27 protein-coding genes are annotated in these 25,131 nt (G+C 31.6%); 13 read left to right on the plus strand and 14 right to left on the minus strand.

Going from position 1 to position 25,131, the window contains the following annotated elements:
- Positions 1-109 precede the first annotated feature (109 nt).
- The gene (locus V6251_RS14025; RefSeq protein WP_341588814.1) at positions 110-928 is read right to left on the minus strand and encodes a DUF6503 family protein; all 819 of its coding nucleotides are present in this window, start codon (positions 926-928) and stop codon (positions 110-112) included.
- A gap of 246 nt (positions 929-1,174) precedes the next feature.
- On the opposite strand from V6251_RS14025, the gene V6251_RS14030 reads away from it, so the two are divergent.
- The 4 genes from V6251_RS14030 to V6251_RS14045 are packed head-to-tail and all read left to right on the plus strand — an operon-like array spanning position 1,175 to position 4,828.
- Positions 1,175-1,972 (plus strand): TrmH family RNA methyltransferase, encoded by a 798-nt coding sequence (locus V6251_RS14030; protein ID WP_341588815.1) that lies wholly within the window; start codon positions 1,175-1,177, stop codon positions 1,970-1,972.
- A gap of 4 nt (positions 1,973-1,976) precedes the next feature.
- Positions 1,977-3,209 carry a M48 family metallopeptidase gene (locus V6251_RS14035; RefSeq protein ID WP_341588816.1) on the plus strand — a complete coding sequence of 411 codons (1,233 nt, stop codon included), beginning with the start codon at positions 1,977-1,979 and terminating at the stop codon, positions 3,207-3,209.
- Between the two features lie 48 nt (positions 3,210-3,257).
- Positions 3,258-4,064 (plus strand): alpha/beta hydrolase, encoded by an 807-nt coding sequence (locus tag V6251_RS14040; protein WP_341588817.1) that lies wholly within the window; start codon positions 3,258-3,260, stop codon positions 4,062-4,064.
- 35 nt (positions 4,065-4,099) lie between these two features.
- Positions 4,100-4,828, plus strand: a complete 729-nt coding sequence (locus V6251_RS14045) for a YoaK family protein (RefSeq protein ID WP_341588818.1) — start codon at positions 4,100-4,102, stop codon at positions 4,826-4,828.
- Positions 4,829-4,883: 55 nt separating this feature from the next.
- On the opposite strand, the gene V6251_RS14050 is transcribed toward V6251_RS14045, so the two are convergent.
- The 4 genes from V6251_RS14050 to V6251_RS14065 all read right to left on the minus strand — a co-directional run bounded on the left by V6251_RS14050 (position 4,884) and on the right by V6251_RS14065 (position 7,528).
- The gene (locus tag V6251_RS14050; protein WP_341588819.1) at positions 4,884-5,786 is read right to left on the minus strand and encodes a TIGR01777 family oxidoreductase; all 903 of its coding nucleotides are present in this window, start codon (positions 5,784-5,786) and stop codon (positions 4,884-4,886) included.
- 96 nt (positions 5,787-5,882) lie between these two features.
- A complete protein-coding gene (gene mnmD / locus V6251_RS14055) occupies positions 5,883-6,572 on the minus strand; it encodes a tRNA (5-methylaminomethyl-2-thiouridine)(34)-methyltransferase MnmD (protein WP_341588820.1) in 690 nt (229 codons plus the stop codon).
- Position 6,573: 1 nt separating this feature from the next.
- Entirely contained in the window at positions 6,574-7,005 is a 432-nt protein-coding gene (locus V6251_RS14060; RefSeq protein WP_341588821.1) for a hypothetical protein, read from the minus strand.
- 1 nt (position 7,006) lies between these two features.
- Positions 7,007-7,528, minus strand: coding sequence for a DUF4920 domain-containing protein (locus V6251_RS14065; RefSeq protein WP_341588822.1), 522 nt, complete (start codon positions 7,526-7,528; stop codon positions 7,007-7,009).
- 107 nt (positions 7,529-7,635) lie between these two features.
- Here V6251_RS14065 and V6251_RS14070 point away from each other — a divergent pair, with 107 nt between their 5' ends.
- Positions 7,636-8,703: a branched-chain amino acid aminotransferase gene (locus tag V6251_RS14070; RefSeq protein ID WP_341588823.1), complete on the plus strand. Its 1,068-nt coding sequence runs from the start codon at positions 7,636-7,638 to the stop codon at positions 8,701-8,703.
- Positions 8,704-8,786: 83 nt separating this feature from the next.
- On the opposite strand, the gene V6251_RS14075 is transcribed toward V6251_RS14070, so the two are convergent.
- Both V6251_RS14075 and V6251_RS14080 read right to left on the minus strand, forming a co-directional pair.
- Positions 8,787-9,173, minus strand: coding sequence for a nucleoside triphosphate pyrophosphohydrolase family protein (locus V6251_RS14075; protein WP_145000492.1), 387 nt, complete (start codon positions 9,171-9,173; stop codon positions 8,787-8,789).
- A 334-nt stretch (positions 9,174-9,507) separates the two neighbouring features.
- Entirely contained in the window at positions 9,508-11,547 is a 2,040-nt protein-coding gene (locus V6251_RS14080; protein WP_341588824.1) for a dipeptidyl-peptidase 3 family protein, read from the minus strand.
- 92 nt (positions 11,548-11,639) lie between these two features.
- Between V6251_RS14080 and V6251_RS14085 the strand changes: the two genes are divergently transcribed.
- Together V6251_RS14085 and crcB are read left to right on the plus strand one after the other, a co-directional pair.
- Positions 11,640-12,686: an SRPBCC family protein gene (locus tag V6251_RS14085; protein ID WP_341588825.1), complete on the plus strand. Its 1,047-nt coding sequence runs from the start codon at positions 11,640-11,642 to the stop codon at positions 12,684-12,686.
- Entirely contained in the window at positions 12,687-13,058 is a 372-nt protein-coding gene (gene crcB / locus V6251_RS14090; RefSeq protein ID WP_341588826.1) for a fluoride efflux transporter CrcB, read from the plus strand. It begins immediately after the preceding gene.
- 1 nt (position 13,059) lies between these two features.
- Here the strand turns inward: crcB and V6251_RS14095 are convergent, their stop codons facing one another.
- Entirely contained in the window at positions 13,060-13,662 is a 603-nt protein-coding gene (locus V6251_RS14095; RefSeq protein ID WP_341588827.1) for a DUF1684 domain-containing protein, read from the minus strand.
- Positions 13,663-13,917: 255 nt separating this feature from the next.
- Between V6251_RS14095 and V6251_RS14100 the strand changes: the two genes are divergently transcribed.
- A complete protein-coding gene (locus V6251_RS14100; RefSeq protein WP_292943664.1) occupies positions 13,918-15,129 on the plus strand; it encodes an MDR family MFS transporter in 1,212 nt (403 codons plus the stop codon).
- On the plus strand, positions 15,126-15,500 hold the full coding sequence (locus V6251_RS14105; protein WP_341588828.1) for a VOC family protein: 375 nt from the start codon (positions 15,126-15,128) through the stop codon (positions 15,498-15,500). The genes V6251_RS14100 and V6251_RS14105 overlap by 4 nt, the downstream gene beginning before the upstream one ends.
- Here the strand turns inward: V6251_RS14105 and V6251_RS14110 are convergent.
- Complete coding sequence (locus tag V6251_RS14110; RefSeq protein ID WP_341588829.1) at positions 15,497-15,937, minus strand: Lrp/AsnC family transcriptional regulator; 441 nt, start codon at positions 15,935-15,937, stop codon at positions 15,497-15,499. The genes V6251_RS14105 and V6251_RS14110 overlap by 4 nt on opposite strands.
- Positions 15,938-16,054: 117 nt before the next feature.
- Here V6251_RS14110 and V6251_RS14115 point away from each other — a divergent pair, with 117 nt between their 5' ends.
- Complete coding sequence (locus V6251_RS14115; protein ID WP_341588830.1) at positions 16,055-16,450, plus strand: hypothetical protein; 396 nt, start codon at positions 16,055-16,057, stop codon at positions 16,448-16,450.
- Positions 16,451-16,454: 4 nt separating this feature from the next.
- On the opposite strand, the gene V6251_RS14120 is transcribed toward V6251_RS14115, so the two are convergent.
- The 4 genes from V6251_RS14120 to V6251_RS14135 all read right to left on the minus strand — a co-directional run bounded on the left by V6251_RS14120 (position 16,455) and on the right by V6251_RS14135 (position 21,986).
- Complete coding sequence (locus tag V6251_RS14120; protein ID WP_145000507.1) at positions 16,455-17,069, minus strand: DEAD/DEAH box helicase; 615 nt, start codon at positions 17,067-17,069, stop codon at positions 16,455-16,457.
- Positions 17,070-17,125: 56 nt separating this feature from the next.
- A complete protein-coding gene (locus V6251_RS14125) occupies positions 17,126-17,665 on the minus strand; it encodes a sigma-70 family RNA polymerase sigma factor (RefSeq protein ID WP_341588831.1) in 540 nt (179 codons plus the stop codon).
- A gap of 264 nt (positions 17,666-17,929) precedes the next feature.
- Positions 17,930-18,403 (minus strand): OsmC family protein, encoded by a 474-nt coding sequence (locus tag V6251_RS14130; RefSeq protein ID WP_341588832.1) that lies wholly within the window; start codon positions 18,401-18,403, stop codon positions 17,930-17,932.
- A 169-nt stretch (positions 18,404-18,572) separates the two neighbouring features.
- Positions 18,573-21,986: a methylmalonyl-CoA mutase family protein gene (locus V6251_RS14135; protein WP_341588833.1), complete on the minus strand. Its 3,414-nt coding sequence runs from the start codon at positions 21,984-21,986 to the stop codon at positions 18,573-18,575.
- A 143-nt stretch (positions 21,987-22,129) separates the two neighbouring features.
- Between V6251_RS14135 and purU the strand changes: the two genes are divergently transcribed.
- From purU to V6251_RS14150, 3 genes are all read left to right on the plus strand, one after another.
- Positions 22,130-22,984, plus strand: coding sequence for a formyltetrahydrofolate deformylase (purU, locus tag V6251_RS14140; RefSeq protein WP_341588834.1), 855 nt, complete (start codon positions 22,130-22,132; stop codon positions 22,982-22,984).
- A gap of 129 nt (positions 22,985-23,113) precedes the next feature.
- Positions 23,114-23,815: a DUF4197 domain-containing protein gene (locus V6251_RS14145; RefSeq protein WP_341588835.1), complete on the plus strand. Its 702-nt coding sequence runs from the start codon at positions 23,114-23,116 to the stop codon at positions 23,813-23,815.
- Positions 23,816-24,053: 238 nt separating this feature from the next.
- Positions 24,054-24,251, plus strand: a complete 198-nt coding sequence (locus tag V6251_RS14150) for a Lacal_2735 family protein (protein WP_341588836.1) — start codon at positions 24,054-24,056, stop codon at positions 24,249-24,251.
- Here V6251_RS14150 and V6251_RS14155 read toward each other — a convergent pair.
- On the minus strand, positions 24,234-25,025 hold the full coding sequence (locus V6251_RS14155) for an ABC transporter substrate-binding protein (protein WP_341588837.1): 792 nt from the start codon (positions 25,023-25,025) through the stop codon (positions 24,234-24,236). The genes V6251_RS14150 and V6251_RS14155 overlap by 18 nt on opposite strands.
- Positions 25,026-25,131 lie beyond the last annotated feature (106 nt).

The following is a 25,131-nucleotide window of genomic DNA, read 5'->3' on the forward strand; positions in this document are numbered from 1 at the left end:
TAATATGTTTTATTTATGAGTAGCAAGTTAAGTCGTAAATTATTAAATTCTTTACAAAAAAAAGCCTCAGTATTACACTGAAGCTTTTTAATATAATATATATCTTAAATTAGTCTACAAAATTAGCTTGTTCTGGCTTAACAAACATTGCTGCATCTGGTGCTGTTGTAGATAACTTTACGTCTGTAAAAACATTGGGAGCTTTAGGTGTTGTTGGTTTATCATCTTTAAAACCATAACCTGTAATTGTATTTGGTAAAAGTAAACCGTTTACTTCTTGCCAATCTCCATAACGTCTAAAATGCAACTCTTTAGTATCAATTCCCGGAACAAAGTTTACTGTGTAACCTAACCATTCCATTTTAAAAGTCTCAGCATTATAATATAGTATGTAAATATCTTCTGGTGTTGCTCCTACACCATTATCATAAGATATTTTAATTCCTGGATAAGTTACACCTTCAAAAGTAAGTGCTTCTGCTTCAGAAAATTTAATTCCGTCGTCAGACAAAATAAAAGGCATAGTATAAAAATAAAACATTAAGTTATAGCCAAATTTAGGATCATATCCTTTATATTCTTTATCAGTTTTATTTAATAACCATGGTTTTTGACCATCAAAACCAATCGCATAGTTTTCAGATGCTAACAATGCTTTTCTGTTGTATAAATCAGTAGTTGTAACTTCTTTTCCATCAGGCTTCTCTTGCGTATACTCTAAAGACCTCATAGATTTCCATAGGTCTAATCCTCCATGCGCATTAAATACCTTTACTAAGTTTTCTGGATATTTTTTTGTCTCTTTAACTGCTTTTTCAGTTAAAGATTTATCCTCTTGGTTTGTGATCGTTTGAGTTTCGGTTTTTGTTTCAGATTTACATGAAAACAAAAATAAACCTAGTGATAATGTGTAAAGTATTTTTCTCATTTAAATAATGGTTTTTAGTATTCTTAAGTAAGTCGAAATTAATCACATTTCTTTACAAAAAAAAGGTAGCAATTTGATATTTTTTATAAGTCTTCAATTTTTAAAGTATCTGTTATTTTATAGCGTATTTATTATGTATTTACACCTAAATATCAAAATAAATTTTAGATAATGCATCAGTCTTGTAGACTGCAAGATTTAGCTTAAATTTGTGTTGAAATATAAATAGGGTTTTAAACATTTAAAATGGCAAATAAAGAAATAAGTAGCACTCAAAATCCACTAATAAAACATATTGTTTTACTTAAAGAAAAATCCCGTGAACGTAAAAAAACAAATACGTTTGTTTTAGAAGGTGAACGCGAAATTCAGCTGGCTTTAAACGGACAGTATGCCATACAAACTATTTTAGTCTTACCCGAAATTTATGACATTACAAAAATTGAAGATTTACCTAAGACTATTGATATTATTGAAGTCTCAAAAGAAGTTTACCAAAAAATAGCCTATCGTGAAACTACGGAAGGTATAATCGCTATTGCCAAAAGCAAACCGCATCAATTAGAGTCTATTGTTTTTAATAATAACAATCCTTTAATTTTAATTGCCGAAGCTCCTGAAAAACCAGGTAATATTGGTGCTATTTTACGTACTGCGGATGCTGCTAATGTAGACGCTGTGATTATTGCAAATCCAAAAACAGACTTATACAATCCAAACATTGTACGTTCCAGCATTGGTTGTATTTTTACTAATCAAATTGCAACAGGAACAACTGAAGATATTATCGCTTTTTTAAATCAAAATAATATTGCTATTTACAGTGCTATTTTACAAGATGCTGTGCATTATCACGAGCAAGATTATAGTAAAGGAAGTGCTATTGTAGTTGGTACGGAAGCTGATGGTTTAAGTGATATTTGGCGAAAAGCATCTAAGCAAAATATAAAAATACCTATGCAAGGTGCCATAGACTCCATGAATGTGTCTGTTGCTGCTGGAATATTAATTTTTGAAGCTAAACGTCAGCGTAATTTTAAATAATCTAATGACAGCAACTACTTTGTTTTATATTTTAATAGCTATTATAACCATCAGTTTTTTAATTGATAACATTTTAGATGCGCTTAACGCGAAACATTATAACGATGCTTTGCCATCAGAATTACAAGATGTTTATGATGACGCAGAATACAAAAAATCGCAACGTTATAAAGCTACTAACTATAAATTCGGGTTGCTTACCTCAACGTTTTCATTACTACTTACATTAGGATTTTTCTTTTTTGATGGTTTTGCTTACGTAGATCAAATAGCTAGACAATTAACAGAACATTCTATTTTGATTACTTTAATTTTCTTTGGAATAATTATGTTAGGTAGTGATGTACTAACCACTCCCTTTTCTTACTACAAAACCTTTGTTATAGAAGAACAGTTTGGGTTTAATAAAAACACAAGAAAAACCTTTATCCTAGACAAAATTAAAGGTTGGTTTATGACCATTTTTATTGGTGGTTTAATATTAGGTGCATTAACTTGGTTTTATCAAACTACAAGCTCAAAATTCTGGTTATATGCTTGGATGCTAATAACCGTATTTACGGTCTTTGTAAATCTATTTTATTCAAGACTAATCGTACCAATATTTAATAAACAAAGTCCATTGGAAAATGGCAGTTTGCGCACTGCAATCTCTGACTATGCCAACACTGTAGGTTTTAATTTAGATAAAATTTATATCATTGATGGTTCAAAACGTAGCACAAAAGCAAACGCTTATTTTTCTGGTTTTGGAAGCGAAAAACGTGTCACACTTTATGACACTTTAGTTAATGACTTAAATGAAGATGAAATTGTTGCTGTCTTGGCACACGAAGTTGGTCATTACAAAAAGAAACATATTATTTTTAACTTAACAACCTCTGTAATATTAACCGGGTTTACCTTATATATTTTATCGCTTTTAATAGGAAACCCAATGTTAAGTGAAGCATTAGGTGTGGCAACACCAAGTTTTCATATTGGACTAATTGCGTTTGGTATTTTATATTCGCCTTTATCCGAAATTACAGGATTATTAATGAACTGGTTTTCACGTAAGTTTGAATACCAAGCCGATAATTATGCTAAAACCACCTATAAGTCTGAACCTTTAATTACGTCGCTTAAAAAATTGTCTAAAAATAGTTTAAGCAATTTAACGCCTCATCCAGCCTATGTCTTTATGCATTATTCGCATCCTACATTACTGGAAAGAATTAAAAATTTAAGACAATAATTTTATCTTGATTTATTTTTTGTTTTAACTTGTAGTCAAATCGTTATTATGAAAAAAATCAGCTGCTACTTAGTATTATGTTTAGTGTTTTTTGGATGTAAAGACAACACACAAATCATAGATCCAATACCAGAACACGACACGTTTACAATAGCTTCTAAAGCAGTAAACGAAACTAGAGTTATCACTGTTTGGACACCTCCCGAGTATAAAACATCTACTACTACCTTCCCTGTATTGTATATGCCTGACGGCGGAATTAAAGAAGATTTCTCGCATATTGCTAATACACTTGCAGAACTTATAAAATCAAAAAGCATTTCTCCGATTATTCTTGTTGGAATAGAAAATACGGACAGAAGAAGAGATTTATCAGGATTTTCTAAAGTTAAAGAAGATGAACAATATTGTCCATTAACGGATGGTGCTAAAAACTTTAGAGCATTTATTACTGATGAGTTATTTCCTGAAATCAATTCGCGTTACCGCACAAATGAAAGAAAGGGTATTGTTGGCGAATCTCTAGCTGGTCTTTTTGTTGTCGAAACCATGTTACTAAAACCAGATACTTTTAATTTTTATATAGCTATGGATCCATCATTATGGTGGAATGATATGCACTTAGTCAAAACTGCATCGGATAAATTAGCTGCATTAAACAATAAAGAAATTAAATTTTGGTTTGCAGGATCTGACACTAAAGACATATCCATTGCGACAAACAAATTAGACAAACTATTAAAAGCAGAGGCGCCAGAAAACTTAATTTGGCAATACTCTGATGCCCCTAATGAACAGCACAACACCATTTTTAGAGCAACTAAAGACAAAGCTTTTAAATGGACGTTACAGTAATTACTTATCACTTATAGTAACTAAAACAAAAAAGAATGTTTAGACATCAAGGCAAAAGCAGAAACTTAAAACATAATCTGCGAATTGCTACGGTATTATCCTTTGTTGCCGGAATTGTTAATGTTGTAGGCTTTTTAGCTTTCAAACAATTAACAACTAATGTAACAGGTCATTTTGCACTATTTATAACGGACGTTGCTAATTTTGACGTTTGGAAAGGAACGATCTATTTTCTGTATATATTCTCATTTTTATTAGGATCCTTTACCTCTAGTTTTTTAATTGAATTTTTTAAAGAAAACAAACAGCTAAATGTTTACGTTTTACCCACACTTATTGAATGTTTTATCTTAATATCTATTGGCTGTTTAAGTAATTTTATAATTATCACTTCTCCCAACATTATTGTTTGCTTGCTTCTTTTTGCAATGGGGCTTCAAAACTCTTTTGTAACTAAAATTTCAAATGCAGTTGTTAGGACCACACATCTTACTGGTCTTTTTACCGATCTAGGTATTGATCTTTCTCTATTGTTTTTTCCAAAATTTGACACCATAAGAGCAAAACTAAAAGCAAATATTAAACTTCGTATTTATATCATTTTATTCTTTTTTGCTGGTGGACTTATTGGTGGATTCTTTTACTCTAAAGTAAACCTAAAGTTGAATACCTTGATTATAGGTGCTGTCATTTTACTAATAAGTTTGTTCTATGATGATCTTAGGTATAAAATAATAAAGACTAGAAGAAAAATAATCAAATAATAGTAGTTCGTTAATCTCATAAAAACAGAATACAAACTATTGTAAACAAATCCTCCTAATACTCCTCCTGTAAGGCGCTTTGAAGATTATAATGTATAAAATTAAAACCTGTTTCTTCAACTTTTTGAGAACTTACACGTTGACTTTCAAATAACAAAATATGCATTTCGCCCAAAATTAGTTTCATTAAAGACTCTGGAATGTTAGGTAAAAACAAAGGTCTTTTTAACTGTTGTGCTATAGATTTTGTTAATTGTTTGTTAGTTTCTGGATTTGGTGCTACACCATTATATACACCTTCTAATTTGTTTTCTAGTACATGTAAAAACAGATTAGCCAAGTCCGTAATATGTATCCATGATTGCCACTGTTTACCAGATCCAAAAGCTGCTCCTGCTCCAAATTTAATTGGTTTAGCCATTTCAGGAAGCGCACCACCTTTTGCAGAAAGTACCAATCCTATTCTAACTTTAGACACCATAATATTTAAAGTAGAAAAGGCATCTACAACCTGCTCCCACTGTTCTACCACTTGACCTAAAAACGAAGAACTTACTGTGTCAAAATCTTCTGAATAGTAATTAGTTAATGAACTTGGATAAATACCAATTGCGCTAGCAGACACAATTTGTTTAACCTGATTAGGATGATTTTTAAGCGTATCAAAAAGTAATTGTGATGTTTGGACACGACTTAACATAATTGTTTTTTTATAAGACGCTGTCCAGCGTTTTGAAATACTAGCTCCTACCAAATGTATGATAGCATCAACCTCATTTAAACATGCTGTATCTATTTCATTTTTTGAAGGATTCCAATAAAACCCTTTATAATTTGGGTCTGTTTCTAATTTGGATTTACTTGTAGTAAGGTAATTAACAGCAATATTATTTAAACGACATTGTTTTACAATTTCGCTACCAATTAAACCTGTTGCTCCTGTAATTAATATGCGCATTCTTTTTTATATAAAAATACGAATAAGTCTGACTAATTGTAATTGCTTTAAGTAAGCTTTAACGTTTAGTAAAATGATATAAATTATACTAGTTAATTAGGCTTCTTTTACAGCTCTTAATATATGTCGTTTACTTGGTGGACCAGGAAGACGGTCTACCTTAAAACCTACGCTTTGCATAGCACGTCTTGCAGCACCTTGAGCGCAATAGGTCATTAAAACACCATTGGGCTTAAGTGCTTCAAACATAATTTTAAAAATAGAAGCTGTCCACAATTCAGGTTGTTCGGTTGGTCCAAAAGCATCAAAATAAATAACATCAAATTGATTAACAGCTTTTAAATTAAAGATGTCTTGTTTTCTTTTTTCTAGTGTAAATCTTGGTGTTATTTTATGTGGTATGTCCCAAGAGACCTCATGCATTGTATTAAATATGTTTTGCTGTTCTGGAACCAATAATTCTTCTGGAAAATTTAATTGTTTAATTATATCCATAGTAACCGGAAACGTCTCTACACCAACATAATTAATGGTTAGTGGTAGTGTTTCTGTTTTAACTAGCGTATTAAAGGCGTTAAGTCCAGATCCAAAACCCAGCTCTAAAATAGAACAGGATTGTGTTACTTCTTGACTTTTTAAAGAAGACAAAAAATAAAACAATCCTGATTTAAGATAGACAAAATCAGACTCTTCTATTGCTCCAGAAGTAGAATGGTAATGTGCTTTGTATTTTGGGTGCAACAATGTTGAAGAACCATCTTTTGTAATTTCGATTATTGGTTTCAACCTATTGTGAGATTAAAAGTTTTTTAATTTTAGGAATTGGTCCTGTACATTCTAAACTGTGACAAGAGATACATGTATTAATCGTATTATTAAACCTGTCTTTTAAACTTAAATCAGAACTAGTGTTATAAATCTCCTTTTGAGCGGTTAAAAAGATATTAGAAAAACTTTTAAATCGTTCGGTTCTGGCTTTAAAGTCTGATAATTGGGCAGTATGAATATTCAAAAATTGCTCCGGAAAAGGGGTTAAATCCTCTTCTTTTACAACCTGTTTTTTAAGCTCAAGATTAAATGCATACAGCTCTTTCATTAAAACTGACATTTCTGAAGGTACATACATGTCGTAAATAACCTCTGCTTTGACAGCCTTATTAGCATTGTCTTTACATGATATAAAAAAGACTAGAATTATAAAACAAAAAACAAGTTTCATATTATTGTTTTTCTACTAATAATACACCATCAGCTAAAAATGAAAATGTACGTTTTGGCTCAGTAATAGCTTCAATTTCTGCTTTGTCTGCACCTTTATCTTCAGCATAATGACGTTGCTCCTCTACTGACACTTCTTCAATAAAAGCCAAACCATTGACAATAACCTCCTGTTCTGCAATATTTTTTGGCATAAAAAAACCATAGTCTTTAAATTTTACCATAACATCATTACCATCTCCTAAGTCTGCTGTCATCCAACAACCTTTAGCCTGACACACTTCCTTAACTTTTAAATTTACTTTAGTTGGGATACTATCTCCTGCTTTCATGTCTGCGTAGTGACTAAGCATAGATGAAGAAGCAACAGCGTCATCAGCATTAATCTCTTTACCAAAAGATTTGTAACTCACTTCAACCGTTTCAGTAACTACTTCGTCTTTAACTGTGTCGTCTTGTTTTGTTTCATTTTTACAAGCTACTATTGTTAACAATAATGCAAATAAGATTAAATAATTTTTCATTGTGATTTCTATTATAATTTGTTATCCAAAGATAGTATTTTAAGCGTAATAGCATACTTTCTAATATATATTTCTGTATTTTTGTAACAGAAATTCAACCACAATATATGGCAACTTTAACCAAAAAAGACATAAAAATTACTAGAACTGAAACTTCAAAACTAAGCACTGTTGATTTTAACAATTTAGCTTTTGGACAAGTTTTTTCAGATCATATGCTAACTTGTGATTATAAAGATGGTAAATGGCAACTGCCAGAAATTGTACCATATAGCCCAATTACTTTAGATCCATCTGCCAAAATTTTTCATTATGGTCAGTCTATTTTTGAAGGAATGAAAGCCTATAAGGATACTACTGAGGATGTGTTTATGTTTAGACCTTTAGAGAACGTAAAGCGTTTAAATATTTCGGCTAAACGTTTATCAATTCCTGAAGTTCCGGAAGATTATTTTCTTGAAGGTTTAAAAGCGCTTTTAGAAGTTGAAAAAGACTGGATTCCTACTAATGAAGGTAGCTCACTATATATTAGACCTTTTATTTTTGCCTCAGGAAAAGGCTTTCATGCCTCTCCTGCTGATGAGTATAAATTTATTATTTGTACTGCACCTTCAGGTGCTTATTTTTCTGGAAAAGTAAATGTTTTAATTGAAGAAACTTACTCACGTAGTGCTAATGGTGGTGTAGGTTTTGCTAAAGCTGGTGGTAATTATGCTGGACAATTTTATCCTACACAATTAGCAAAAGCTAAAGGATACCAACAGGTTATTTGGACAGATGATACTACACATGAATATATCGAGGAAGCTGGTGCAATGAACGTGTTTATACGTATCAACGACACTTTACTAACCTCTCCTGTTAGTGATAGGATTTTAGATGGAATTACAAGAAAAAGTATCCTACAATTAGCTGAAGCTGAAGGTATAAAAACTGAGGTAAGAAAAGTAAAAGTTAGCGAGTTAGTTGATGCTGCTAAAAACGGTAGTTTAAAAGAAATGTTTGGTGCTGGAACTGCTGCAGTAATTTCGCCAATTTCTGGTTTTGGTTTTAGAGGTGAAGACTTTGAAATACCAGAGCAAGACCAATCATTTTCGTCACAATTAAAACAACGTATTATAAATATACAAACTAATAAAACTGAAGATCCTTTTGGATGGCGAGTTAAACTTTAATTTTAATAAATAGTTTTATCTAATTTTAGATAACTAAAAAAGCAACCATTTGGTTGCTTTTTTTTTGTTGTAATTATTATATATTACTTGTCTAATATTGCTTTAATATTAGGCTTAAAATAGTTTGGACCTTTTAGTACTTTACCATCCTCTCTGTAAATAGGTTCTCCATCTTCTCCTAATTTACTCATATTACTACGTTGTATTTCTGCAAAGACTTCTTCTATCTTATCTTGCATACCATGTTCTATTATTGTACCACACAATATGTATAGCATGTCTCCTAATGCATCTGCTACTTCAACTAGGTCGTTATTTTTTGCTGCTTCTAAATATTCTTCATTTTCTTCTCGCATTAACTCGTAACGCAGTAGGTTTTTATCTAGACCTAAATCTGCTTTAGGTGTTTCTCTGTGTCCTATTTTAAAAGCGGTATGAAATGCTTTTACAGCCTGTATTTTATCTTGCATGTAATTGTTGTTTTATTCCTTGAAGTTAGTACTTAGTTTTACTAATTTTGCTTAAAAATAAATTATGTTTAGTAAAGGACAAATCGTTTTTGGAATTTTATTCGCTATCGCATTTATTATCGTACTGATTAGAATGTACCGTAAGGATCTAAACTTGCACAAAGTCCATTATAAAGGTGTCCTATGGATACTACTAGCTTTTCTTGCTTTTATTGGTATGATTGTCGCTATTAAAGTGATTTTTAAGTAAAATACATCTTATAATTATAATATAAAAAAAGCCTTAATCTAAATTAGATTAAGGCTTTTTAATTTCCGCGAAAGCGTTATAATTTTAATTTTCTTCTGGTAGAAAGTTGTAATTTTTACTGTAAAATAACATTTGACCATCAAAACTTTCTGGTTGTGTTACGTTAATAGCAGTAATCTCTCCAGCGTCATTAGTTTCTGGTACTAAAACTGGGTTTACAAATCCACTATAAGGAGGTGATGTAAATTGTTTATTACGTTCTAAAACCTCTGCATGTATTGCTTGATCTACCTTTACACCATAACCTTCTACTAAATCCTCAACCGCTTTATAATCTCCTTCAGATTTAATACGTTGTGTTTCGCGCAGTAATTGCCCAAATAAGTCATGTAGCTTATCGTAGTCATTAATATTAAAATAGGTTTTTCCGTCTCTTGTTATTTTTTCAATAACATTGTCTGCTTGACCTTTTTCAAATACCCAAGCACTTACCCATTGTCTGTTACGCATGTGTGCTTCTTCTACATCATCTCCTAAATTAAGTCTTATTAATTGAGACATTAAACCGTTACGTATGTAACCATCATAAGCAGCCATACCAACACTTTTCCAGTCGTCAACTAATCCTAATTCTTGTAATTTAGGATTGTATAAATAGTATAATCCTACTAAATCTGCACGACCTTCTTCCAAAGTTGAAGCATAGTTTTTAAGGGTTTCTTTAGTTTCTCCAACACCTGGATTTAATTGTCCTGACGCGTGTCCAATAACTTCATGTAAAGCAGTGTGTAATTTATCTGCTATTTGACCATATTTTTCTTCTAACTCATACTCTTGGTCATCGTTTACAAACTCTTTTAAACGACCTGTACTTCCTGCATTATTATAGGCGTGAATGATGTTACCTAAGGATACCGACTTACTTCCAACTGCTGCACGAATCCAGTTTGCATTTGGTAAGTTTACACCAATTGGTGTGCTTGGTGAGGCGTCTCCAGCTTCTCCTGCAACGTTTACAACTTTATACGTTACACCAACCACGTTCTCTTTTTTATGTTCTTGCATTAAAGGAGAATTATCTTCAAACCATTGTGCGTTTTCAGATAAAACTGCCATTTTTTGAGACATATCAAAATCGTTGATTTGTACAATAGTTTCATAAGACCCTCTATAACCTAATGGGTCATTATAAACTTCAATAAAACTATTAATATAATCTACATTTCCAGCTGTTGCTGCTGTCCAAGCCACATTATAATTATCCCAAGTTTGTAAGTCTCCTGTGTTATAATATCTAATTAAAAGTCCTAAGGCTGTAGCTTGCTCTTGGTTTTCAGCTACTCCTTTTGCTAATTCTAACCATTTTACAATTTGATCAATTGCCGAACCGTATAAACCACCTGATTTATAAACACGCTCTTTTAAAACACCATCTTCTTTTACTAATTGCGAGTTTAATCCGTATGATAATGGTTTGTCTGGATTTGGAGACTTCATTTTTTTGTAAAACGCTTCTACATCTGCATTAGTTACATTTGGTCCATAAAAATTAACTGCACTTTCTAATACGTTATCAACTCCTTTAGCTTGATTAACTTTTTTAGCATCTTGGTCGTTAAAAATTACATCAAATGCTTCACCTGCCAATGTTGTGTTTGTTGCTGACATAATTTCCTTTAGATACTCTTGAGAAAATTCTGGTTTAAGTTTATCGTTAGAATAATGATGATGTATACCATTACTAAACCACACACGCTTAAGGTAGGCGTCAAATGCCTTCCAATTATCTGATGTTTTATCACCTTTATAATTGGTATACACGTTTTCTAATGCTTTTCTAATTTTTAAATTGTGTCTGTAATTTTGATCCCACATTATATCGCGACCTGCCAAACCAGCTTGTGTTAAGTAGTACACTAATTTTTGTTCCTTTAAGGTTAGTTTTTCCCAACCCGGAATTTGATAGCGTAGTATTTTAATATCTGCAAATTCTTCTACATTAAAGTTAAAAGCAGTTTCTACTTTAGGTTCCTCTTGGGTCGTTGACTTTTCTGCTTTGTCATTACCACAAGACCATAATAGTGTCGCAACAAATGCAGCACTTAATATTGATTTTAATTTCATAATTAAATAGTTTTTTAAAAGTCTTTAAAGATAAGAATTTAACAAATTGTAAATTGATTATCTTTGAAATAACAACCATTTAATTTTTAAGAATGAAATACTTAAAATACCTTTTATTTTTATTGCTTATTGCAATCATAGCTATAGCTATTTATATTGCAGTACAACCTAATGATTTTAGTGTATCAAGAACTAGAACTATTCAAGCACCTGCTAGTTTAATATATAATGAAGTGATAGATTTTAAAAACTGGGAAGATTGGAATGCTTGGACAGAAGAAAAACCAGAAATGACTATTAATTATCCAGAACAAACAAAAGGTATTGATGGTTCTTACTCTTGGATTGATAATGGTGAAACAGGTACCATGCGCACTATAGATACCAATCCTAATAAGTCCATTACACAAACCATGCAGTTTGCTGATTACCCAAGTTCTGACGTTGTTTGGACTTTTATACCAAATGCAGATGGTAGTACTGATGTAAAATGGACCATTTCTGGTAAAGATTTACCTTTTGGCTTTAAAGCCTATGCAGCTTTTACTGGAGGAATGGATAGTAAAATAGGACCATATTACGATCGTAGTTTAGAACTTTTAGATCAAAAAATAGTTAAAAGCATGACGGTTTATAATATTAAAGTAAATGGTGTAACACAACATAGTGGTGGTTTTTACCTTTATAATACCACTTCTAGTAAAATTGAAAATTTTAAAGTTAAAATGCAGCAAATGCTTCCTGAAGTTAAACAATACCTTACAGACAACAATATTAAGCCTTCAGGAGCTCCTTTTGTTATATATCATAAATGGGATTTAGAAAACAATGCAGTCATTTTTTCTTGTGCTATGCCAACTAGTGATAGGGTTATTACAACTGATAGCGAAATTTTAACTGGACAATTAGAACCTTTTAATGCCTTAAAAACAACTTTAAAAGGAAATTACACGCATCTTGAAGAGGCTTGGAATACTGCTATGAAATATCAAACAGACATTAATTTAGTACCTGATAAAACTGGTGTTGCGCTAGAAGTATATGTAACAGACCCAAGCAATACGCCTAATCCTGCGGATTGGATTACTGAAATTTATTTACCAATAGTGTTAGAAAACAACACAACTTTAAATCATTAAATGAAACAACTTGTTTTAGTCTTTGTAGGTGGTGGTTTTGGTAGTGTCCTACGCTATATTATAGGAAAAGCGCTAAATAATACAAACAACGGAATACCTTACGGAACCTTTTTAGCCAATGTATTAGGAAGTTTACTTATAGGTATAATATTAGGTTTAGCTTTAAAAAATAATACAATTAGTAACAGCCAAACATTGTTACTAGCTACTGGTTTTTGTGGTGGATTTACAACCTTTTCTACTTTTGCTTATGAAAACCATGTATTTTTAAAATCTGGAGATTTTACCAGTTTTGCGTTATACACAATCGCTAGTTTTATTCTTGGTTTTTTAGCAGTCTTTTTGGGAATGTGGTTAGCTAAACAATTTTAGTTTACGCTTTGGTATATTTTTTTACACCTGCTTCAATACGTACATATAAAATATTTTCAGAAGGCACAATCGGACAAGAGTACTTTTTATTATAAGCGCAATAGGGATTATAAGCTTTATTAAAATCTATAAATATTTTGTCATCTTTAGGCAATTTAACCTCTATGTAGCGTCCACCTTTATAGCTTTCAACACCATTAGTATTATCCATAAAGGGTAAAAACAAAGCTTCCTCTTGACCTACTTCCTTAGCCATGTCTAAATCTTGATAGACATTCAATTTTAATATTTTATCTTTAATAGTAAAAGTAGCTTCGCCATATTTAATATAATCTACTTCTCTATCTGTGGTGGTTTTCATTTTAAAAGGCGTCTCATCAGGTGTGCGTTTAAAATCTGCATTAACCATATAAATGCTATCAAATTTAAAAAAATCTAGACTTCTAAATACTTTACGATCTCTATCTGTTAAAGGTGACTTGGCTGCATCTTTAAAATCCGCATTCATCTGTCGTTGGTAATCTGTATCTCCTAATAATGGTAATTTATCTTGCGCACAACTTAAATTTGTGATTATTACAAATAACAATATAATATATCTCATGCGTTACTATATTAAATATGAATACTTTAAAAATTCAACTCAAAAATACAACTTATTCAAAATTTTGTTTAGCTTTGGTCTAATAATTTATTAAAAATGAAATTAGTCATTACATATTTATCTAAACAAACCTCTTGTATAAACACAGGTAGTTGGCGCTGTAATATGTTATGATGATGTAAATATCAATTTATACAATACAAAAAAGTCCAACCTAACCGTTGGACTTTTTACATTTATAACAACAACCAAACCATGAAAAAACTATTTAACAACTACATAAACACTTTTGATGGACTATCAAAAGAAGTATGGTGGCTATCGTTAATTACGCTAATTAACAGAGCAGGTACAATGGTAATCCCATTTTTATCTTTATACCTAACAGAAGATTTAGGATTTACCTTATCAAACGTTGGTACAGTAATGACTGCTTTTGGGCTTGGATCTGTTTTAGGATCTTGGTTAGGAGGTAAACTAACAGACAAGATTGGTTACTACAAAATTATGGTATTTAGCTTATTTATATCAGGCTTTATGTTTATTGGTTTGCAATACCTTAAAACCATTTACACATTATCATTGGGTATTTTTGCGTTAATGATAGTGGCAGACATGTTTAGACCTGCTATGTTTGTTGCTTTAAGCGCTTACAGCAAGCCCGAAAACAAAACACGAAGCGTTACTTTAATTAGATTAGCAATTAATCTTGGGTTTTCAGCAGGACCTGCAATTGGAGGTTTAATTATTGTTGGATTGGGTTATGGAGGACTATTTTGGGTTGATGGCATCACTTGTATTGCGGCTACATTTGTTTTAATTAATGTATTAAATCCTAAAAAGGCAAGAATACAAGACGAAATTAAAGTAGACAACCCATACTCTGCTTATAAAGACAAACCCTTTATAATATTTTTGTTTGCCTTGTTTTTATTTGGATTTATCTTCTTGCAATACTTTTCTACAATGCCTTTATACTATAGATCAGAGCATCATTTAAGCGAGCTGCAAATTGGATTATTACTAGGTGCTAATGGTTTTTTTATTTTTTTATTAGAAATGCCATTAATTAAATATTTGGAAAACACACGTTTTGCAAAAACGTCACTAATCCTATTTGGCGCGTTTTTAACTGCCACTAGCTTTTTAATACTTAACTTTTCTAGTTGGTCTGGCATTTTAATTTTTGGTATGTTTTTAATGACCATTGGCGAAATGATAGCCTTTCCGTTTGCTAATGCTTTTGCCTTGCAACAAGCTAAAAAAGGAAATCAAGGTGAATATATGGCATTATACTCGATAGCTTTTTCGTTTGCACATATCTTTGGTCACAAAACAGGTATGGAACTTGTTGAAGGTGTTGGTTTTGATAACACTTGGTATATCATGACCTTATTAGGAGGATTGTGCATGTTTTTATTATACCTATTAAAACAGTTTATGAAAGGAAAAAAATTAGCTAAATGAATTTAAACCAAGTAACCATATCCTCTAAAAATTTAGACAAATCCGTCACATTTTATAAATGTTTAGGACTGCAACTTATTGTTGACGCACTACCAAGATATGCTAGGTTTACCTGTCCTGATGGTGACGCTACTTTTTCTATTCACCAAAATATAAATATGCAACCTAGTGATAATACAACGCTATATTTTGAGGATGAAAATTTAAAAGATTTAGTTTTTAAACTGAAACAAAAAGGGATAGTTTTTACATCTGATATTGAAGACAAGTCATGGCTTTGGACAGAAGCGCATTTAAAAGATCCTGACGGAAATAACATTATATTATTTAAAGCAGGAAAACATAGAAAAAATCCACCTTGGCGAATTTAAACTGGCTTTATAGCATTGTTTTTAACTACATGAGACAAAATTATTTGCGTTTTACATTCGCCATAAATAATTAATTGATCAATAAAAGCCTCTAAATGCTTGTGGTTTTTTAAAACCACTTCCATAACTATGTTTTCATTTCCGGTAATCCTGTAGCAATTAACCACCTCATCAAGGGTTTTTACTTTTTCTAAAAACGGTTTTAATTTACCCATAAACGCCTGTAAAGTAATTAAAGCTTTTAACTGATAACCGACTTCAAAAGGAGAAATCAACGTGATATGATTTTGAATAATCCCTAAATCCTCCATTTTTTTTATCCGCTCTGATACAGCAGGTGAGCTTATTCCCACCTGACGACCAATAGCAGCACTGGACTGCCTAGCGTTTTGTTGTAAACATTTCAAAATTTTCCAATTCAATTTATCTATACTCATTTTTAAATAATATTTTAAAAATATATTAAATTTTAAAGTAAATATACACTAATACTTTAAAATCGAAAGTTAAAAATACTGGTAAGTCGTTATTTTTGATAAAAATTTAAACTTAAAATGTCGGCTCCAATTCCTTCTCATCTGTCAGAACTACCTATATATAAGCAGGCTATGCAAATTTTTGTTTTATCTAGAAGCATTTCTAGCTATTTAAATCAGGATTTAGCATACTTATACGATGATGGTAAAGAAGATACCAACATTTATGTATCAGGTGATATTGTACAACAGTCGGTATCCTTAGCTCCAGAAATTATTAATGCAGAGTTAGAGCATTGTCGTGACAAAAAACACAGACATATAGCATCCGTAAACCGTTTAACTAATAGGTTGTATAAAAATTGTAGTCGTCTAGAATCTTGTAACAGTAATGGTAAAGACTACTTACCAATTTTAAAAAGAGAGATTAGAAAATTTAGAAAATTGCAAACAACTTGGATGTTGACACTTTAATTATTTAAGAAAAATCAACTACTCTTGCATTATACATAAATGAGTCTTGAAAGGCTTTAATTTTAGGATTAAAGGTTTCAGAAAAAATCACAAACTTAGCTTTAGGCGCGCTTTCGCTTAATCTTAAAATGTAATTGTGATAATTATTTCTAGTAATAAAATCGGCATCGTGTAAAACAAATAGCTTCAATTCTCCTAAATGCAGACTATTTAAATGATACAATTTACTTAAACGTTTTGGTGTTGCAATCAAAATATCCACACCATAATAGACCTCTTCACGTTGTTTTTCTAAATCATGCTCTTCATAAGCACAGTAAATGCGTAAATCAGTTCTTTTAGTAAATGCTTCAAAACGTTCTTTTAATTCTAAGGTCGTTTTTTTGTCTTTAGCTATAATTACTGCTCTTGGCGAATCCTCAAAAGCCTCGGCTCCTAATTTTTGAATGGTACTAATAATCATAGCAGTAGTCTTACCGCATCCTTTTGGTCCTATTGCGTAAAGATCTGTTCCTGCCTTAATTAAAGGCATCACTTCTTTTTGAAACTTGTTAGTGGTTTCAAAACCTGCTTTTTCAATATTTTCTTTTAATGAAGGATGGTATTTTTTGAAAGACATTTATGTAATTATGATATGTAAATATTAGTGTAAACTGTAGAATACAAAGGTAGTAATTAATGGCACATTTTACAGTCTGCTTTGTCTTTAACTTCACCAACCAAAAATCCTTGGTCATTAATTACAAAATCACAACAATCCACAAAACCTTGAGCAATCATTTTTCGACCACGTTGGATTTGTGACTTAATAGTAGGTAAGGCTAAATTTAATTGGTCTGCAATTTGTTGTTGTTTTAAACCTTTTACATCACTTAAAAGTAGAGGTTCTCTGTACTTTTCAGGTAAACTTTTAATAATACCATGTAAACAATCGGCTTCAGTATGTTCTAGTTTTTGTTCTTCAAAAATAAAATCTTCGTCTGTTGTTTGATACAGCAATTTTTTACTTCTAAAGTAGTCCAAAACGGTATACCTAGCAATGGAGAAAAGCCACGATTTAAGCTTATCTTCATCTTTTAAAGTATTTAATTTAGTATGTACTTTAATAAACGTTTCCTGCAATAAATCCTCCGCAATTATCTCGTCTTTTACTTTACTTAAAATAAAATATTTAATATCGTCTGCATGTAATTTCCAAATGTCTTTAGTATCCATATCGATTATATTGTAAAAACGCTAATCTTAGTATAAAGTTACCAAAACTAGCGTTATTAAAACTGTTTTTAAGTCATGCTTAACAGTTGCAGTTATTGCAAGTACACGTATTACATGTGCAGTTAAAACAATTTCCTTTAGAGCAACCATCACAGTCACAAGTGCAATTTATATTTTTCATAATATCTATTTTTATGGGTTCATATAATAGACGTGACGACTTAAAAAAAGATGCAAATTTGAAGTCTTTTTTTTTAGGTGAAATTATTTTACTATAATTTTAGCGTGATGTGTTATTGGAAAATTACATGAGTTTGCTATAAAACATAATTGATTTGCTTTACTATGAAGGTTTTCCGCCAACGACTTTTGAGTTTCATTTTTTATAGTTACTACAGGTTTTAATCTTACTGTTTTAAAACTTCCACTTCCTGAAGAATTCACTTCCAAGTCGCCTTCTGCATCATCTGTATAACTTATTACTTCTATATTGTTTTGCGCGCAAACGTATAAATAAGACATCATGTGGCAGGATGCTAAAGCTGATAATAATAAATCTTCTGGGTTGTATAACGTGTCATCTCCTCTAAATGGTTTTGCTGCAGACACGGATAAATCCGAAACTTTATTAGCAATGGTTACTTTATGATTTCTACTAAAAGCTCTTGGATTACTTGTACTTTCTCCATCATTAATTGTCCATTCTACTTGTGCTTTGAAGGTGTGTTTAATTGACATGTTTTTTTTATTGAATATAAAAAAGCGTTTCATATTGAAACGCTTTTTTGTTTTATGTATTAATATTCTTTGTTATCCTCTAAATACCAAAAACTATAATGAGATCTCCAATTTGTTTTGGGATAAGCGATTCACTCACTTTTCGTGAAAACAAATAGTGATTCTCTGCTTACATGTTTCTGCGATACTGACCACCAACTTCAAACAACGCTGAAGTAATTTCTCCTAAACTACAGACTTTACAAACATCCATTAGCGCTTCAAAAATATTTTCGTTGTTAATCGCTCGTTCTTGTAAATCCTTAAGCAATGCTTTTGTGTCATTTGCCTCATGAAGATTAGATAACGTTTTAATCTGGAATTGCTTTTCTTCTTCTGTTGCTCTAATAACTTCCGCAGGAATTACTGTTGGCGAACCTTTAGAACTTAAGAAGGTATTTACTCCAACAATAGGGAATTTTCCGTTATGTTTCAACGTTTCATAATATAAACTTTCCTCTTGTATTTTACTACGTTGGTACATGGTTTCCATTGCACCAAGAACACCACCTCTTTCTGTAATTCTGTCGAATTCTAAAAGCACAGCTTCTTCAACTAAATCTGTTAATTCTTCAATAATAAAAGAACCTTGTATTGGGTTTTCGTTTTTATTTAATCCTAATTCTTTATTGATGATTAATTGAATAGCCATCGCACGTCTAACTGATTCTTCAGTTGGCGTTGTAATAGCCTCATCATACGCATTTGTATGTAATGAGTTACAGTTATCATAAATAGCGTATAATGCTTGAAGCGTTGTACGAATATCATTAAAGTCAATTTCTTGAGCATGTAAACTACGTCCAGACGTTTGAATATGATATTTCAACATTTGTGCTCTTGCATTTGCACCATATTTGTGCTTCATTGCTTTTGCCCAAATTTTACGTGCCACGCGACCAATTACTGCGTATTCTGGATCGATTCCGTTTGAGAAAAAGAATGATAAGTTTGGACCAAATTTGTTGATGTCCATACCACGACTTAAATAATATTCCACGTAAGTGAAACCATTAGATAATGTCAATGCTAATTGCGTAATTGGGTTTGCTCCTGCTTCTGCAATATGGTATCCAGAAATTGATACTGAATAAAAGTTACGGACGTTATTCTCGATAAAATACTCTTGAACATCTCCCATTAGTCTTAAGGCAAATTCTGTAGAGAAAATACAAGTATTTTGTGCTTGATCTTCTTTTAAAATATCTGCTTGAACCGTTCCTCTAACTTGCGCAATGGTATTTGTTTTAATCTCTGCATATACATCTGCTGGTAATACTTGATCACCTGTAACACCTAAAAGCATTAATCCTAAACCATTGTTTCCTTCTGGTAAGTCGCCATTATAAGTAGGACGTTCTTTACCTTTATAAATCTTAGCTATTTTTGCTTCTACTTCTTTTTCTAAACCGTTTTCTTTAATGTAAAATTCACATTGTTGATCGATAGCAGCATTCATAAAAAACCCTAATAACATTGGTGCAGGACCATTAATTGTCATACTTACCGACGTCATAACATTTGCTAAATCAAAACCAGAATATAGTTTTTTGGCATCGTCTAAACAACAAATACTAACTCCTGCATTACCAATTTTACCATAAATATCTGGTCTTAAATCTGGATCGTTTCCGTAAAGCGTTACACTATCAAAAGCGGTAGACAAGCGTTTTGCTGGTAAACCTGCACTTACATAGTGAAAACGTCTGTTGGTACGTTCTGGTCCACCTTCTCCAGCAAACATACGTGCTGGATCTTCTCCTGTACGTTTAAATGGATATAATCCTGAAGTATATGGAAATTCTCCTGGTACATTTTCTTGCAATGTCCAACGTAATAAATCACCCCAAGCTTGATACTTTGGTAAAGCTATTCTTGGAATTTGTAAATGTGATAACGACTCAGAATGTGTTTCAATCTTAATCTCTTTATCTCTTACTTTAAAACTATAAATTGGATTTTTGTATTTGTTTACTTTTTCGTCCCAACCTGTAATCACTTCCCAATTATAAGGATCTAAGTTTAATTTTACACGGTCAAATTCTGCAATAAGCAATCTTACAAAATCTTTATTATCTTTTTTTATTTCAAAAGTTTCTGAAGCTATTCCGGCTTTATCTAACTGTGGAGTTACCTCTAAAACAGATTCTATAGTTTTGTAAATTCCGTATAATTTTTGAGCTACCTCAACTTGTGTATTTGCTGTTTTATCGTAAGCACGATTACTTTCTGCTATTTCCGACAAGTAACGTGTACGTGATGGTGGAATAACAAAAATTTTCTCGCTCATTTCCTGAGAAATTTCAAATGTCGATTTTAAAACCGAATCCGTCTTTTCTACCAACTTATCCATGATGGCTTTGTAAAGCGTGTTCATCCCTGGATCGTTAAATTGCGACGCAATAGTACCATAAACTGGCAACTGATCTTGTGGTATATCCCAAAGATTATTGTTACGCATGTATTGTTTTTTAACATCACGAAGCGCATCTAAAGAGCCACGTTTGTCAAATTTATTAATGGCAACTAAATCTGCAAAATCAAGCATGTCGATTTTTTCTAATTGTGTAGCTGCACCAAATTCTGGAGTCATAACGTATAAAGCCACGTCAGAATGTTCCATAATCTCAGTATCAGATTGTCCAATTCCAGAGGTTTCTAATATAATTAAATCGTATTCCGCAGCTTTTAAGACTTGCACTGCTTCGTTTACATATTTTGATAAAGCTAAGTTAGATTGACGTGTTGCTAAACTACGCATGTATACTCTTGGCGAGTTGATTGCATTCATTCTAATCCTATCACCTAAAAGTGCTCCTCCAGTTTTACGTTTTGATGGGTCAACAGACACTAAACCAATAGTTTTTTCTGGAAAATCGATTAAAAATCTTCGTACCAGTTCATCTACTAAAGATGATTTACCTGCTCCACCTGTTCCTGTAATTCCTAAAACTGGTGTTTTAGAATCTTTATTTTTAATATGAATTTTATCTAAAGTCGCTTTAGCTACATCAGGAAAGTTTTCTGCCGAAGAGATAATCCTTGCAATTGCTTTAGGATTTTTAGTAGGCAAAATGTCTAACTCGTTACTTAAAGTATCACCAATAGCAAAATCCGATTGTTCAACTAAATCATTAATCATCCCTTGTAATCCCATTGCACGACCATCATCGGGAGAGTAGATTCTGGCAATACCATAATCCATAAGTTCCTTAATTTCTGAAGGTAAGATTACACCTCCACCACCACCAAAAATCTTGATGTGCTCTGCGCCTCTTTCTTTTAATAAATCATACATGTATTTAAAATACTCGTTATGACCACCTTGGTAAGAGGTTAAACAAATAGCATTAGCATCTTCCTGTATTGCGGTATTTACCACTTCATCCACACTTCTATCGTGTCCTAAATGAATTACCTCAACTCCTGTAGATTGAATAATACGACGCATAATATTTATGGACGCATCATGACCATCAAATAAGGCTGCTGCTGTTACAATTCTAACTTTATATTTTGGTTTATATGGTGTTGCTTGTGTCATTCTTAAAATATAATGGGTTTTAAGGTTGCAATTTACGGAATATTCAAAAATATTGCTCTATAATCCGTAATTATCTAAAAGTTAAAAACAAATAATTATCACGATAAATTTACAGTAAATTTAGTTGCTAATACCAACTGAAAATGAACAAATTAACGATCCTAATACATTGTAATGACCAATCAGGAATTATTGCAAGTGTTACAAATTTTATTGCCAATAATAATGGTAACATTGTTTACATAGACCAACATGTTGATAGAGAACAAAATATTTTTTTTATGCGTTTGGAAAGCGAATTTGAACAAAACACATTTAATACCGAAGCTTTTAAGGTTACTTTTAAACATGAGTTAGCCGATCGTTTTAAAATGAAATGGCGTATTTACTCTGCCAAAACAAAACCAAAAATGGCACTATTTGTATCCAAATATGACCATTGTTTATATGATATATTAGGACGTTATAACTCTGGAGAATTAGACGTAGACATTCCGTTTATAATTAGTAACCACAACACTTTAAAACCCATTGCAGACAGTTTTAACATACCGTTTTATCATATTCCAGTTGCTAAAGAGACTAAAGCCAAAGCAGAAGACCAGCATTTAGAACTTTGTAAAAAACATGGTATTAATTTTATTGTTTTGGCACGCTATATGCAAATTGTATCCAATAAAATAATAAGTCAATATCCCAATAAGGTTATTAATATACACCACTCTTTTTTACCTGCTTTTGTTGGTGCAAAACCCTACCATTCTGCCTACAAACGTGGTGTGAAAATTATTGGAGCCACAAGCCATTATGTGACAGAAGATTTAGATGCTGGTCCGATTATTGAACAAGATGTTGCAAGAGTATCACACACACACGCAATTGAAGATTTAATTTCCAAGGGACGTGATTTAGAAAAAATTGTTCTGGCAAATGCTATAAAGCTTCATCTTAAACGAAAAGTAATGGTATTTAATAATAAGACTGTTATTTTTTCGTAAAAAATCATTTATCTAGTACTTTTAAGCCTTGTGTATATTCATAAAAAAAAGAAAATTAAAATAAAACGCAGTTTTTGAATTAAAAACGCATCTTATTAATAAGTATATTTGTGCCTTAAATTATATAACATGAAAAAAATATTAGCCTTACTAATTGTTTTAAATTTTACTGCTTGCGCAGAATTACAGCAAGTTGTTAACCAATTACCACAAACTGGTGGTGTTAGCGACTTAGATATTGCTGGAGGATTAAGACAAGCTTTAGACTTAGGTATTGACAAACAGGTTTCTAAATTGACACAAACGGATGGTTTTTTTAAAAACGAATTAGTTAAAATTTTACTTCCAGAAGAATTACAAAAAGTTGATAAAGCTTTACGTGATATTGGCTTAAGTAATCTTGCTGATGAAGGTTTAAAAGTTTTAAACAGAGCTGCTGAAGATGCTGTTGGAGAGGCTACACCAATATTTATTAATGCAGTTAAAGAGATTACTTTTACTGATGCTAAAAACATCCTATTAGGAAGTAATGATGCTGCAACGCAATACTTAAGTAGCAAGACACAAACAGCTTTATATGACAAGTTTAACCCAGTTATTAAGGCCTCATTTGATAAAGTTGGTGCTGACCAAATTTGGGCTAACTTAATTAATAAATATAATGCTATCCCTTTTACAAATAATGTTAATCCTGATTTAACAGATTATGTTACTGGAGAAGCTTTAAAAGGTGTTTACACTATGATCGCTGTTGAAGAGCAAGAAATTAGAACCAAAGTTGGCTCTAGAACAACTGCTTTATTACAAAAAGTATTTGCTTTACAAGATTAACCCTTTTATTAAACTTAGAATAATACTAAGTTAACATTGAAACAAAATATAAGTTAGATATTTGCATCGTATTAGAAAGCACACTTTCGTTTATGATGCAGAGTTAGTTTAGTTAGTAATTAGAGTCTATTTTTAGGGTTAAGAATGGGCTCTTTTTTTGTGCCAAAAAATCGCAAATTATTTTGTTTATATCAATAAAAAAAGTAATTTAAATGTCTAATTACCAACCCCTAAGACTATGGATAGACTAAATTTACTAAAACAACATCAAAATAAGCTTAATAAGCGATACAAACAACTTATAGAACAGTCTTATAATTTAAGACAAACAGACCACGAACAAAGTGACGTAACTGCATTTAAAGCTATTAAGATTTTAAATAAGCTAAATAGGTTAAAATTTTTAGCAAGAGAACAATCACAAACGGTCTCTTAATTTTTTAAAATAATCAAACGCTTTTAGTAATCTAGAACCATACCACGAAAAATATTCGCCATCCACAAAAATAACTTTTGCATTATTTGATGCATGACTAACTTCTAAAGCGTGTGCCTTTTTAAAAGGATAAGGCTCACTAGATAATAATATAACCTCAGGATTGCCTTCTAGCTGCATTGCTTTTATATCGACCTCTGGATAACGATCTAGGTTAGCGTATATATTCTCAAATTTATTTAATTGTAACAAATGATTTATAAATGTTCCGTTAGCAGCGACCATCCAAGGATCTTTCCATATAAAATAGGCTACTTTTATACTGGGTTTTTCTTTTATATAAATTTGAAATTCTTGTAAATTAGTTTCAATAGTTTCGCAAATCTTTTTAGCATTACCACGTTTGTTAAAAAGCTTACCATATTGCTTTATTACATCTAAGCAATCTAATACAGTTACAATATCTGAAACATGTACAGGACAAATAGCTTGACAATCTGACACGATATCTTGCGTATTTTCTTCTTTATTACAAAGTATAATATCAGGTTTTAATGCTTTAATTTTTTCAAGATTAATTTGCTTTGTTCCTCCCACAATTTGCTTATCTCCTTTTAAATGTACTGGATGTACACAAAATTTAGTAAGTCCAACAATACTATCTTTTAGACCTAAATCATAGAGCAATTCGGTTTGAGAAGGCACTAACGAGATGATGCGTATTGGTGTTGCATCTATGTTAAGTGTATTACCTATTTGGTCTGTAAGTGTCATTTAGTTATGGCTTAAAATTGTCGTAATGTTTTTAATAATGAGATGCTGAAACACGTTCAGCATGACGTTACAAGACGATATTATTTTTATTGAAATAAGTCCAGCA

Origin of the sequence: Olleya sp. Ti.3.14 (genome assembly GCF_038154885.1) — a bacterium.
Lineage (GTDB): Bacteria > Bacteroidota > Bacteroidia > Flavobacteriales > Flavobacteriaceae > Olleya.